Annotated in this window: 8 protein-coding genes; 2 read left to right on the plus strand and 6 right to left on the minus strand. The window is 59.6% G+C overall.

The window, feature by feature from the left end; translation table 11 throughout:
• Positions 1–172: 172 nt before the first annotated feature.
• Positions 173–1,168: a TRAP transporter substrate-binding protein gene (locus AC2LD7_RS07800; RefSeq protein ID WP_484597190.1), complete on the plus strand. Its 996-nt coding sequence runs from the start codon at positions 173–175 to the stop codon at positions 1,166–1,168.
• A 69-nt stretch (positions 1,169–1,237) separates the two neighbouring features.
• Here AC2LD7_RS07800 and AC2LD7_RS07805 read toward each other — a convergent pair whose 3' ends face one another.
• The 4 genes from AC2LD7_RS07805 to AC2LD7_RS07820 form a co-directional block, all read right to left on the minus strand.
• Positions 1,238–2,704 carry an efflux transporter outer membrane subunit gene (locus tag AC2LD7_RS07805; protein ID WP_484597191.1) on the minus strand — a complete coding sequence of 489 codons (1,467 nt, stop codon included), beginning with the start codon at positions 2,702–2,704 and terminating at the stop codon, positions 1,238–1,240.
• Positions 2,701–5,805, minus strand: a complete 3,105-nt coding sequence (locus AC2LD7_RS07810) for an efflux RND transporter permease subunit (protein WP_484597192.1) — start codon at positions 5,803–5,805, stop codon at positions 2,701–2,703. Before AC2LD7_RS07810 ends, AC2LD7_RS07805 begins: the two co-directional genes overlap by 4 nt.
• A gap of 103 nt (positions 5,806–5,908) precedes the next feature.
• The gene (locus tag AC2LD7_RS07815; protein WP_484597193.1) at positions 5,909–8,989 is read right to left on the minus strand and encodes an MdtB/MuxB family multidrug efflux RND transporter permease subunit; all 3,081 of its coding nucleotides are present in this window, start codon (positions 8,987–8,989) and stop codon (positions 5,909–5,911) included.
• Positions 8,986–10,230 carry an MdtA/MuxA family multidrug efflux RND transporter periplasmic adaptor subunit gene (locus AC2LD7_RS07820; RefSeq protein ID WP_484597194.1) on the minus strand — a complete coding sequence of 415 codons (1,245 nt, stop codon included), beginning with the start codon at positions 10,228–10,230 and terminating at the stop codon, positions 8,986–8,988. The genes AC2LD7_RS07815 and AC2LD7_RS07820 overlap by 4 nt, the downstream gene beginning before the upstream one ends.
• A 284-nt stretch (positions 10,231–10,514) precedes the next feature.
• On the opposite strand from AC2LD7_RS07820, the gene murJ reads away from it, so the two are divergent.
• Entirely contained in the window at positions 10,515–11,981 is a 1,467-nt protein-coding gene (gene murJ / locus AC2LD7_RS07825) for a murein biosynthesis integral membrane protein MurJ (RefSeq protein WP_484597195.1), read from the plus strand.
• Positions 11,982–12,113: 132 nt separating this feature from the next.
• Here murJ and AC2LD7_RS07830 read toward each other — a convergent pair whose 3' ends face one another.
• Both AC2LD7_RS07830 and tpx read right to left on the minus strand, forming a co-directional pair.
• On the minus strand, positions 12,114–13,292 hold the full coding sequence (locus AC2LD7_RS07830) for an NAD(P)-dependent oxidoreductase (RefSeq protein WP_484597266.1): 1,179 nt from the start codon (positions 13,290–13,292) through the stop codon (positions 12,114–12,116).
• Between the two features lie 303 nt (positions 13,293–13,595).
• A complete protein-coding gene (gene tpx / locus AC2LD7_RS07835; protein ID WP_484597196.1) occupies positions 13,596–14,096 on the minus strand; it encodes a thiol peroxidase in 501 nt (166 codons plus the stop codon).
• Positions 14,097–14,106 lie beyond the last annotated feature (10 nt).

Here is a 14,106-nt window from a genome sequence, read left to right on the forward strand (position 1 = left end):
ACGGCTCATGCGGGGAAAACTGTGACCTGTTCCCGTTCCTGCTCTTTCAGTTATGAGTTTTGTGAGAAAGCGCTTTAGGTGGTGCGGCGTATTTGGCATAACGTTCCGTTGAAGCTCAATCGCATCCGGCTCCGGATGTTATGCCAACCAACCAAAAATAAAGAGCCTTCCAATGAGTAAGCCGATCATCACTCTCGTCGGACTGATGCTGGCACTGACCGCGACAGCGGTCGAAGCAGAGCCGATAGTCATAAAGTTCTCCCACGTCGTCGCTGAAGAAACCCCCAAGGGCAAGGGCGCCCTGTTGTTCAAGAAACTGGTTGAAGAGCGCTTGCCGGGCCAGGTAACCGTCGAGGTTTACCCCAACTCCACACTGTTTGGCGATGCCAGCGAGTTGGAAGCTCTGAGCAACAACGAAGTCCAGCTGCTGGCACCCTCGCTGGCCAAGTTCGAGAAATACACCAAGCAGGTTCAGGTTTTCGACCTGCCTTTCCTGTTCGACGACCTGGAAGCCGTCAACCGCTTCCAGAAGCGCGCCAAGGGCCGTCAGCTGCTGCGCTCGATGGAAAAGGAAAACATCACCGGCCTGGCCTACTGGCATAACGGTATGAAGCAGCTGTCTGCAACAAAGGCACTGCGTATGCCGGCTGATGCAACCGGACTGGCCTTCCGTATCCAGCCTTCTGCGGTACTGGAATCACAGTTCGCTCAGGTGGGTGCGCCGACTAAAAAGATCGCCTTCGCCGATGTCTTCGCCTCGCTGCAGAACGGCACCGTCCAAGGCGCGGAAAATCCTTGGTCGAATATCTACAGCAAGAAAATGCATACCGTGCAGCCTTATATCACCGAGAGCAATCACGGGGTGCTCGACTACATGTTGGTGAGCAATACGCGCTTCTGGTACGGCATTCCGCACCAGATTCGCACCGAGTTGGAAGGCATCATCGATGAGGTGACCTACGAAGTGAACCGTGCCGCCGAGGAAGCCAACCAGGCCCATCGCGAGCGCATCCGCCAAGCCGGCACTTCGGAAATCATCGAACTGACTCCAGCAGAGCGCGAAGCCTGGCGTGAAGCCATGCGGCCGGTATGGCAGGAGTTCGAGCCTGTAATCGGTGCCGATATCATCAAAGCCGCGCAGACAGTGAATCGCAAGCAGCGTCACTGAGCCACCATCAGCAGAACAAAAAACCAGGCCTCGGCCTGGTTTTTTTCTACCTGAACAACCTTGCGACTGTTACAGATCCGGCTCGCTCTCGAGCTGTTCGATATTCCATCCGCCGCCCAGTGCCGCGATCAGCTGCACGCTGGCCGTCAGACGGTCACCCATCAGTGCCAGATTGGTGCGCTCGTTGTTCAGCGCCATCGTCTGCACTGTCGCCACGCTGAGGAAGTCGACGGTGCCGGCGCGATACTGGTTCTCGATCAGCCGCAGCGACTCCTGCGCCGCTTCCAGTGCTTCGCGCTGCACCACCGCTTCTTCCGCCAGAACACGCAACTGAACCAGGTTGTCCTCTACTTCACGAAAGCTGTCGAGCACGGTCTGGCGGTAGTTGGCGACGGTCTGGTCATAGCTGGCCTCGGCCGCTTCGAGGTCAGCACGGCGACCACCGAAATCAAGCAGCGTGACCGCTAGCTGCGGGCCTAGCGACCAGAAGCGATTGGGCAGGCTGATCAGGTCGCTAAAGCTACTGTTGCGATACCCGCCGCTGGCACTCAGCGATAGGTCGGGATACCAGGCCGCTTCAGCCACGCCGATTTGAGCGTTGGCGGCAATCACTTGGCGCTCGGCCGAGGCGATGTCCGGACGGCGTTCGAGCAGCGCGGACGGTAACGCCAAAGGGACTGACGGCAGCCCGGGAATATGTTCATGTGCAGCGATACCCAGCTCGGACGGGGCAACGCCTATCAGCACGGCGATCGCGTGTTCCATCTGTGCCCGCTGCCACTCGAGGTCGATCGCCTGAGCCTGGGTACTTTTCAGCTGAGTGCGCGCCTGGGTAACGTCCGACTTCGGCACGATACCGGCTTCATATTGGTTTTCGGTCAGCCGTAGCGATCGGGCAAAGGCCTCGACGGTCTGGTCGAACAGCCGCCGTTGCTCGTCCATCACCCGCAGTTGCAGATAGGTTTGAACCAGTTCGGCTTGCAGGCTCAGCTTGACCGCTGCAATGTCCGCCGCGCTGGCCTGCATATTGGCGCGATTGGCCTCCAGGTTGCGCCGCAGACGTCCCCAGATGTCCAGTTCCCAAGAAGCGTCGAGACCCACCTCGTAGCTCTCGCTGGTGCCACTGCTGCTGTCGAAAGTCTCAAAGGCCGAACTGTTGTTGGTGTCGCTACCCTGAGCCGAACGGGACACGCCGCCACTTGCACCCACGCTGGGGAAGAGTTGCGAGCGAGCCCCCCGAACCAATGCGCGCGCCTGACGGTACTGAGCTTCGGCCGCGGCGAGGTTCTGGTTGGAGACGTTCAGTCGCGACACCAGCGCATTCAGCTCTGCATCGCCGTACAACGCCCACCACTCGCCGCGCTGCAATACGTCAGCTGGCGCCGCGGCTTTCCAGCCTTCAGCCTGTTTGAATTCAGCCGCCATCGGTAAATCAGGTCGCCGATAGTCAGGCCCAACGGTGCAGGCAACTAGCGAAAACGCCATGACCACCAGGGCCAAAGGACGCAAAGGGTGTTTCAAACGCAACGAACTCATAGCGGATTTTCCAGGGCGGCATCGGTGCGTACACCGCGCCAGCTGTTGAAACGATGACGCGCGCGGTCCAGGTACAGATAGACCACCGGCGTGGTGTATAGGGTAAGAATCTGACTCAGCAGCAGCCCGCCGATGATGGTCAAGCCCAGCGGCTGGCGCATCTCGGCTCCTTCGGCGCCGCCCATTAGCAACGGCAGCGCGCCAAGAATGGCAGCCATGGTGGTCATCAAAATCGGGCGGAAACGCAGCAGACAAGAGCGACGGATCGATTCTTCCGGAGACAATCGATCGTTACGCTCGAATTGCAATGCCAGGTCGATCATCAGGATCGCGTTCTTCTTTACCACGCCGATCAGCAAGAACAGCCCGAGCAGGGAAATCAGACTGAACTGCTCCCGCGTCAAGATGATCGCCAGCAAGGCACCGACACCGGCCGACGGCAATGTGGAAAGAATCGTCAGCGGATGGATATAACTCTCATAGAGAATGCCGAGCACGATGTAAACCAGCAGCAAGGCACCAAGAATCATCAGCGGCTGGCCTTGCTGAACGGACTGGAAGACATCGCCGGTGCCGCCCAGACGCCCCTGCACCTCGCTGGGCATGCCAATGGCAGCAACTGCGCGCTCGATGGCCTGCGTCGCCTGATCGAGACTGACACCCGGCGCCAAGTCGAAATCGATGTTCTCCGCGGCGAACTGCCCCTCATGACTGACCCGATCCTCTTCGAGGCTGCGCTCGTAGCGCGCGAAGGCCGCCAGCGGCACCCGTCGGCCGTCACTCGTGATGACATTGATCTGCTCCAGCACCTCGGGATGCTGGGCGTAGGCCGGGTCGATCTCCATCACCACCTGATACTGGTTGAGCGACTCGTAAATGGTCGAAATCTGTCGCTGGCTGAAGGCATTGTTGAGCAAGGTGGTCACTGTGCTCATGTCGATACCGAGCCGTTTGGCCGCGTCGCGATCGACCTTCAGGCTGATCTGCTGAGCGCCCTCGCCTTCGTTGGCATCGATGCTGGTCAGCTCCGGCAAGGCCATCAGCGCCCGCGTCACCTGCGGCAACCACGTGCGCAGGTCCGCCAGATCGCTGGCCAACAGGTTATAGGAGTAAGCCGAGCTGCTCTGCCGACCGCCACCGAACTGCAAATCCTGGTCGGCCATCAGGAACATGCGCCCGCCGGGCACCTTAGGCTGGTTTTTGCGGATGCGCTCGATCACTTTCTGCGCGGAAATCTGGCGCTCCTCCAGTGGTTTGAGCCGGACGATCATGAAGGCATTGTTGATGCCTCCCTGCCCGCCGATGAAACCAGCCACGCTTTCCACTGCCGGGTCCGCAAGCACGGCCTTGCGATAGATTTCCATCTTTGGCTGCATGACCTGGAACGACAGGCCATCGTCGCCGCGAATGAAGCCGGTCAGTTGGCCGGTGTCCTGCTGCGGTAGGAAGGTTTTGGGCACTTGTATGTAGAGCACGACGTTCAGGGCAATGGTCGCCAGCAACGTCAGCAAGGTGATCCGGCGATGGCGCAGCGCCCAACTCAGGGACCGATCATAGTGGCGCAGCAGCCATTGATGGGCGTCGTGGCTCCAGCGATGAAGACGGCCGTCATGTTCGGGCTGATGCGGTTTCAACCAGCGTGCACAAAGCATGGGGGTCAGGGTCAGCGACACTAGCAGCGAGACCAGGATCGCCGCCGCCAGGGTGATGGAAAACTCACGGAACAGCCGCTCGACGATACCGCCCATGAACAGAATCGAGACGAAAACCACCACCAGCGAAAGGTTCATCGACAATAGTGTGAAGCCTACTTCGCGGGTGCCGATGTAGGCGGCACGCATCGGCGGAACACCCTCGTCGATGTGCCGTGCAATGTTCTCAAGCACCACGATGGCGTCGTCCACCACCAGTCCGGCGGCGAGAATCAAAGCCATCAGCGACAGGATATTGAGCGAGAAACCAAACAGATACATGACCGCGAAAGTGCCCACCAGCGACACCGGCACCGCTAGCGCCGGTATCAGCGCCGTGCGCAGCCGACCGAGGAAGAGAAACACCAGCACGATGACCAGGCCCACAGCGATCAGCAATGTTCGCTCGGCTTCATGCAGGGTCGCGCGAATCACCGGCGAGCGATCCATCGCCACCGCCAGATTGACGCTGCCGGGAACGATTGCTTGCAGTGCAGGCAACTCGTTACGAATGCCTTCGATGGTTTCGATGATGTTGGCGCCAGCCTGACGGTTGATGATCAGCAGCACGGCGCGGTCATTGTTGAAGAAACCGTCGTTATAGCGATCCTCGACCGCGTCACTGACCTCGGCGACGTCGCTCAAGCGCAGCGCTGCACCGTCCTCGTAGCGAATGATCAACGGCAGGTAGTCAGCGGCCTCGTGCAGCTGATCGTTGGCCTGCACCTGCCAATGGCGATTGTCGTCTTCAACCATGCCCTTGGGCCTGCGCACGTTGGCCAAAGCGATGGTGTCGCGCACCTCGTCGAGGGACACGCCGTATTGTTCTAACTGTTGCGGTTGTAATTCGACGCGTACCGCCGGCAGTGAGCTGCCACCAACCTGCACTTCACCGACTCCCGGCACCTGCGACAATTTCTGCGCGAGCACCGTAGAGCCGATGTCGTAGAGCTGCCCTTTGTCGAGCACGTCGGACGTCAGCGACAGCACCATGATCGGCGCCTGCGACGGGTTGACCTTGCGATAGGTGGGCATGCTGCGCATACCGCTGGGTAATAGATTGCGCGCAGCGTTGATCGCCGCCTGAACCTCGCGCGCAGCGCCGTTGATGTCCCGATCAAGGTCGAACTGGATGATGATCCGCGTCTGTCCCTGGCTACTGCGGCTGCTCATCTGGCTGACGCCAGCGATGCTGCCGAGTGACCGTTCCAGCGGCGTCGCCACGCTGGATGCCATGATCTCGGGACTGGCACCGGGCAAGCTGGCCTGTACCGTAATGACCGGAAAATCCATGTTCGGCAGCGGCGATACGGGCAACAGGCCAAAGCTGACTCCGCCCAATAGCAGGATCGCCAGGCTCAGCAACATGGTCGCCACCGGGCGGGCGATGAAGGGGGCCGATAGATTCATAGCGCAAAAATCGCTGGAGGCTTGAGGCCGAAGACCGGAGGCGCGCCAGGCAACGAACGGCCTTTCCGTTCAGCCTCCAGCCTCCAGCGCTTTTTCGAAGCGTTCATGCACGCGCCTCCTGTCCTGCCACGTCCCTGCGGGCAAAGCGCCGGCCCAACCGATCGAAGAACAGATAGATCACCGGTGTGGTGAACAGCGTCAGCAACTGGCTAAGTAGCAAACCACCGACCAGCACCAGGCCCAGTGGCTGACGCAACTCAGCACCGGAACCCGACGCAAGCATCAGCGGCACCGCGCCGAAGAGTGCGGCCAGGGTCGTCATCAGAATCGGGCGGAAACGCAACAATGCGGCTCGGTAGATTGCATCTTGCGGACTCATGCCTTGCTGACGCTCGGCCTCGAGGGCGAAGTCGATCATCATGATCGCGTTCTTCTTGACGATGCCGATCAGCAGGATGATGCCAATGATGGCGATCAGGCCCAGATCATTGCCGGTCAGCAACAGCGCGAGCAAAGCGCCAACCGCCGCCGAAGGTAGCGTTGAGAGGATAGTGATCGGGTGGATGTAACTCTCGTAGAGCACGCCGAGCACGATATACATGGTCACCACCGCCGCTAGAATCAGCAGCAAGGTGCTCGACAACGACGCGCGGAACGCCTCGGCGGCGCCTTGGAAGCGACTCTGAATGCCGGCCGGCAGTCCGATCTCGGCCTCGACTCCCTCGATGACTTCCACTGCCTTGCCCAGCGATACACCATCGGCCAGGTTGAACGACAGCGTCACCGCCGGAAACTGGCCGATATGGTTGATCAGCAATGGCGCGTTACGCTGCTCCACCGTCGCCAGGCTCGACAGCCGCACCGGTGTGCCGCCCTCGCTCTGCACGAACAACTGCTCAAGCGCCTGCGGACCAAGACGGCCGCCCGCGTCGGCCTCGAGCACTACGCGGTACTGGCTGGCCTGGGTGAAGATGGTCGAAATCTGCCTCTGGCCGAAGGCGTCGTACAGCGCATCGGTTATGGCCGAGATCTCGATTCCGAGGCGCGCGGCCGCATCGCGGTCGATGTCCAGATAGATCTGCAGGCCATTGCTCTGCAAGTCGCTGGCGACATCGGTCAGTTCGGGGCGTTCACGCAAGGCCGTCACCAGGCGCGGCGTCCACTCCTGCAACAGTTCGCCATCGGGAGATTCCAGGCTGAACTGGAACTGCGTGCGGCTGACCCGATCCTCGATCGACAGATCCTGCACCGGCTGCATATACAGCTCGATACCCGGCAGTTTCGCCAACTCCGGCCGCAAGCGATCGATGACCTGGCTCGCCGTGACATCCCGCTCACCATGAGGTTTGAGGTTGATCAACAAGCGACCACTGTTGAGGGTCACGTTGTCGCCATCGACGCCTATGTAGGACGACAGGCTGGCTACCGCCGGGTCGGCGAGAATCACTCGCGACAGCGACTGCTGGCGCTCACTCATCGCTCGGAAGGAAATCGATTGTGGCGCTTCACTGATGCCCTGAATCACGCCAGTATCCTGCACCGGGAAGAAACCCTTCGGCACCGCCAGATACAGCACGACCGTCAATCCCAATGTGCCCACGGCAACCAGTAAGGTCAGGGTCTGATGCGCCAACACCCAGGTCAGCCAACGCGCGTAACCGCCGATGAGCCGCTCGACCCAGTCCGGTCCGGACTTCTCCGCCGTGGCGGGTTTGAGCAGCTTGGCGCACATCATCGGTGTCAGAGTCAGTGAGACCACGAGCGAAATCAGAATCGCGACCGCTAGCGTGACGGCAAATTCGCGGAACAGACGGCCCACCACGTCCTGCATGAACAGTAGCGGAATCAGTACCGCAATCAGCGACAGCGTCAGGGATATCAGCGTGAAGCCGATCTGCTTGGCACCCTTGAGCGCGGCCTGGAGTGGCGTCTCGCCCTCTTCCACGTGACGCGCGATGTTCTCGAGCATAACGATGGCATCGTCGACCACGAAGCCGGTGGCGATGGTAAGGGCCATCAGCGTCAGGTTGTTCAGCGAGAAACCGGCGAGATGCATCACCGCGAAGGTGCCGACAAGCGACAACGGTACGGCGATCGACGGGATGATCGTCGCCGAGAGCCGCTTGAGGAAGACGAAGGTCACCATCACTACCAGAAACGTGGCCATCAGCAGTTCGTGCTGCACATCGGTGATCGCGGCACGGATGGTCTGCGTGCGATCGGTAAGCACGACCACATCAAGCCCGGCCGGCATGCTGGCGGTGACTTCAGGAAGCAGCGCCTGGATACGCTCGACCACCTCGATAACGTTGGCGCCTGGCTGACGCTGGATATTCAGCAGTACGGCTTGGTTTTCGTTGGCCCAAGCAGCGAGGCGCTCGTTCTCGGCGCCATCGATGATATCGGCAACGTCTTCCAGGCGCAGCGTCGCACCGTCTTCGTACGCCAGGATCAGTTGGGCGTATTCCTCCGGCGTCTTCAATTGATCGTTGGCATCGAGCATCGACACCCGCGTAGGGCCGTCGAAGTTGCCTTTGGGTTGATTGACGTTGGAGCTGGTCACCAGCGAGCGGACGTCAGCGAGCGACATTCCATAGGATGCCAGGGCTTCGGGATTGACCTGGATACGTACCGCGGGGCGCTGGCCACCGGCGATGCTGACCATGCCCACACCGCTGATCTGCGCCAATTTCTGCGCCATGCGCGTATCGACCAGATCATGGAGTTGCGGCAGCGCGAGGCTTTCCGATGTCACGGCCAGGGTCATTACTGGCGTGTCGGCCGGGTTGACCTTGTTGTACACCGGCGGCGCCGGAAGATCGTTGGGTAGCAAATTACTCGCCGCGTTGATGGCCGCTTGCACTTCCTGTTCGGCCACATCCAGCTCGACTTCGAGGGAGAAACGCAGGGTGATCACCGAAGCGCCGCCGGAGCTGGTCGAGGACATCTGTGTCAGTCCCGGCATCTGACCGAACTGCCGTTCGAGCGGTGCGGTAACGGCACTGGTCATGACTTCAGGGCTGGCGCCGGGATACAGCGTCAATACGCGGATGGTCGGGTAGTCCACCTGCGGCAGCGCCGAAATCGGCAGCATGCGGTAGGCGATCAGACCCGCCAGGAGGATGGCGATCATGGTCAGCGTGGTCGCCACCGGCCGGAGAATGAACAGCCGCGAGATATTCATCGCGCTGAACGCTCCTTGTCACTCTGAGGGTCAACCTTGGGATTTTCGGCCGCCTCTTCGGCGAGTTTCTTGCGGTCTACCACTTCTACTTCGCTGCCGTCACGCAGGCGGTCGGTGCCTTCCATGACGATCCGCTCGCCGACGTTCAGGCCGTTGATGATGACTGTCTTCTCGCCGTTGCTCGGCCCCACTTCGAGAGTGCGCAGCTCGACCTTGGAATCTTCACCGACCACGTAGGCATAGTTGCCGCGAGACCCGAACTGCAAAGCGGCCGAAGGAATCAGGATGGCGTCCTCCAAAGTCTCTACTCGCAAGTGGACATTGACGAACTGATTGGGTATCAGCAGCTCTGCCTCGTTGTCGAAGCGAGCCTTCATTTTCAAGGTACCCGTGGTCGGATCGATCAGATTATCGAGGCTTTCCAGCACACCCTCACCAAAGAGTATCCGCTCGCCACGGTCCCAAGCCTGCACCGTTAATTCGTCGCCGCGACGGAAACGGCTGATGACCGGTGGCAACTCACCTTCGGGCAAGGTAAAGCTGATCGCCATTGGCTGGGTTTGGGTAATGACGACCAGTGGGGTGGTGTCGTTGGCAGCGACAAGGTTGCCTTGATCCAGCTGCCGCAGACCGACGCGACCGTCTATCGGCGCCCGGATCTGCGTGAATTGCAGGTTCAGCTTGGCTTCATTGACGGCCGCCTGATTGGCCGCCAGGGTTCCCTGATATTGATTGACCAACGCCTGCTGAGTATCGAGCGTTTGCTTGGCAATACTGTCATCGGCGAACAAGCCTCGATAGCGCTTGAGATCGACCTGCGCGTTCTGCAGCAGCGCGCGGTTCTGCTGGAGCGTGCCTTCGGCCTGCTGCAATGCCACCTCGTACGGGCGCGGGTCGATTATCGCAAGCAGATCGCCGGCACTGACCCGTTGACCTTCTTCGAAACGCACGTCGACCAACTCGCCGGCAACACGGCTGCGCACGTTTACCGTATTCAACGGCGTGACGGTACCGAGCGCTTTGGAATAAACCTCGAACCGCCCCTGCTCGACCGACGCAACCCGCACCGGCGTCGGTCCACCGAGCGCGCCGAAAGCCGCACGCCCGCCGCGCTGTGGCTGAGGTGTGTCGGATGCAGTTGGCCAAAGCCACCAAAGCAGTAACGCAATAGCCGTAACCACGACGCCAATGATCAGCCAGCGCCGCGCGGAGCCGGTAGAAGTAGTGTTTGCCTCGGACATGAACTGGGTTCGCTTGGAAATGAGCGTGAACCATAAGCAGTCACGCCCCGCTCGCAAAGGGGATTTACGGCATTTTTACGTATCCGCACTTGTCCGTGACGATTGCGGACGGTCAAGCGCGCTTATAGCGCGCAGGAACCATGTTTCAGTCGTTCAGTCTATGTATCGTTCGCCAGGGTTCTGCCGGGTGCGATTCAAGAAACTACCGCTGGCAATCCATTCAATGGGATGTGATATGCCGACTTCATCAGGCCACCTGATAATGGCCTGCACAGGATCAAGGAATGAATGCATCACTGATCATCCTGGCGTTGACTGTCGCCAGCTTTCTTCTCGGCTTCTTACGCGACCTGTTCATTGCCAAAGCCTTCGGCCTGAGCTGGGAAGCGGACCTTATCTTCGTGGCACTGATCCTGCCGATGTTCTTCGAAAACTTCCTCGGCCTCGCGCTTCGCGATGCGATGATCCCTTACCTGCAGAAATTACGCAGCCAATCTGAAGCCCTGTTCGAAACCGTGAGCCGCTGGCTTTACTGGCGTGTGATGCTTATGGGTGCCGCTGTAAGCACCATTGCCATCGTCGGCAGCTATTGGATTCTCAACCTGCTTGCGCCAGGTTGGTCGGACGCTCAGGTTGCCTCCGGCCAATTGGTGTTCTGCGTGGGTGCTGTGTTGATCGCGGTTCAGGCCGTACTGTATTGCCAGGGCGCACTGCTCAATATGGATGAAGTGTTCATCCTGCCGATGGTGCGAACGGTACTACTCAATGCCGGCGCGATCATCGGCATCCTATTGTTTCAACCCACCGGGATGGTGATCTTTATTGGCATGCTGCTGCCCCAGTTAGCATTGATACTGGTGCAACATCGACGTATCGCTTATCTGCGCGGAGGTGTCGAGGTCGAAGCGACCGGTCATGGTGGTGGCTTCGGCCTCGCATTCGCCCCGATTCTACTGGCCGCCGGCGCGCAACAGGGCTGCATTCTCGCCGAGCGGATGTTCGCCTCCTTTCTCGACGAAGGCAGCATCACCATGCTTTCTTTTGCGTTCCGCATCGTCACGATTCCGCTCACGCTTTATGCACTGTCGGTGCTTTCGGTGCTCTTCCCTCGCTTCGTTTCGAGCTGGAACGACGATGACCTCGGCGGCCACGCCGTGGTGATACGCAAGGGATTACTGGCGACTCTGCTGTTTCTGGTCCCCGCCACGGTGGTGCTCTGCTCATTCCCGCAAACTGTTGTATCGGTGCTTCTGGAACGGGGTCAATTCGGTGCCCAGCAAACCGACGCCACGGCATCGCTGGTGATTCTGTATGCGCTTGGCCTTCCGGCGATGGGGCTGGCGCTGTTATGGGGGCGCGCCCTGCTCGCCCAGCATCAGTCGCGGCTGTTTTTGGCGATTACGCTGGCCAGTTCTGCGTTGACTATTGGCCTCGATGCATTGCTCTACCGCCAATACGGTGCCGAAGGCTTGGCGTTTGCGTTTTCCAGCGGGGCGGCGCTGCAGGCGCTGTTCATGGGGCTGTATGTCTACCGAGCGTCGCCAAAAGGTCTGGCTGTGAACGTTCTCCTGCGCTGGCTGACCACCGGCGCTGCAGTTGCCGCCGCGCTGCACTGGCTACCCGCCCCGCACGGTCTGCTCCAGTTGTGCCTGTATATCGCGCTGGTGTTATGTGCCTTTGCAGCAGGTGTGTTACTGCTAGGCGAGCGGGACCTGTTCAAGCCGGCCTATTGGTCGATGAAGAAGGCCTGACGGTACGAAAGTTCCTGTCTGCTGGTTGCGCCGCAGATCAAGCACAACCGATGTGACGCAATTACGGATTCAACCCGTGCAGAAACAACGAAGGCCGCATCAGCGGCCTTCGTTTGATTGCATAAGAGCCTTTCAACCGCCCATGACCCTCATCCCGGCCGACCCTGTCGGGCTCTCGGCCGAGCTATGGCTGACCGCTACGTTGCGCTCTGCGCGCTGTTGCATGACGATGTCCAGCGCGCGACTCGGCAGAATGTCGACATCTTCGAAAGTGATCAACTGCCCTGGCTCGACCGCACGCTTAAGTGCGGTCTTGCGCAACAGACCGATCGGCACGTGATCGGGATTCTGATCGAGCTTGAGGGCTTCGCCGCGGAACTGAAAACCGCCTATACCACGCTCGATCAGCTCACCAGGGCGCATGGCGCGCTTGGCGATCGCACCGACGCCGAGCGTCGGTGCAATCGAATTATTCAGCAACACGCCACCCCCACTGAGTACCCGGCGCACAGTCTTGCCGACCTCCAGCGAACACAGATGGAAAGGACGCAACAACGTGTAATAGGGCCCAGGCCCGAGCTTGAAATATTCAACGGCGGCCCGCTGGTTGTCGTCATGCCGACAGACCAGGAACACGCCACCGGCCAGATAGCCGGAAGGAATCACATAATCAACGAACGGCTGGCCAAGGCGCTCGGCCATTATGCCGAGCAGGTTGCCTGTTTCAGTCAAATTGGTCGAAGCCAACCCTTCCAGTCCCTGCTTGGTAATCGTCGCCCCTAGGCCGTTACCTACGATTACCTGCTCGATTTGCACCTTGGTGCCATCGGTGAACGAAGTCGTCTGGTCGATGCTTATGCCCTGACGTTTTGACCAATAGGCCATGTCCGCGGGCGACGGATTGTGGTTCAGATAGCCTTTCATGTTGCCGTATACCAACGGCTTGAAGCCCATCATCAGGGCTTCTTCATGTAGCGCCGCCAGCGATCCCGGCTGGTCGCCCTCAGCCTCGGTGATAAAGCCCTTGCCGGCAAGATAGGAACCGGTGGTGACTTGCAACTCGGCATTGATGGTTATCACCGGCAGGCCAGCTTCGAAGGCACGCTCGATCACCTCGGTGCCATGGAAGACATCACCGCTGCACTCGACGATCAGATCGGCGCCGTCGACCAGTTGGCCAAGTGAATTGGTAAGGCGATCGCTCAGGGGGAAATCGGTAAAGGAATTAAGCGGCCGGCGGGTCAGTACGTGGGAGATTTCCAGGTCCTGGTAATGCTGCTTGATCAGCCGAACAAAACAGTGGGCGATCATTCCTGTGCCGGATACACCGATCTTCTTGACACGCGAGGTAGACATAAGCGAATCCATTCAATGGGCAACGATGCTAGGACCGCAGCGAAGGGAAAAGATTTTGTAGCAATTCATAAAATCTGGCCTAAAGCCATCGCCTGATCGCAGCAGTTCTTATCGGGGGGTGTATATACGCAAACTAAGTGCCGACAGCGGTTTCAGCCAATTGATAGCGACAAGAGGAATGGCTGATCGAGCGTGATTTTTGTCGCCAATTTGAAGAAGGCGAAGGAAGCGGCATTGCACCGCTCCCTATCAGTCGAGCTAGTTGAGCGACGCGATGGCAGCTTCGTAATTAGGTTCGGAACCGATTTCGGCAACCAGCTCGCTGTGCAGCACCTGATCCTGCTCGTCCAGCACGACTACGGCGCGAGCGGATACGCCAGCGAGCGGGCCGGTGGCGATCAGTACACCATAGTCTTCGAGGAACTCGCGGCCACGCATAGTCGACAGATTGACTACGTTCTCCAGGCCCTCGGCCCCGCAAAAGCGCTTCTGGGCAAACGGCAGGTCGGCAGAGATACACAGCACCACCGTGTTATTCAGCCCGCTGGCTTGAGCGTTGAACTTGCGCACCGAGGTGGCGCAGGTCGGCGTATCGATGCTCGGGAAGATGTTCAAGACCTTGCGCTTGCCGGAGAAGCTGCTCAGCGAAACATCAGCCAGGTCACCGCCAACCAGGCTGAACGGCTTGGCTTTCTGATTGGCTTGCGGAAATGCACCGGAGACCTGGATCGGATTGCCCCTATGGGTTACTTCAGTCATGTGAACTCCT

This window comes from Stutzerimonas sp. (genome assembly GCF_982611455.1).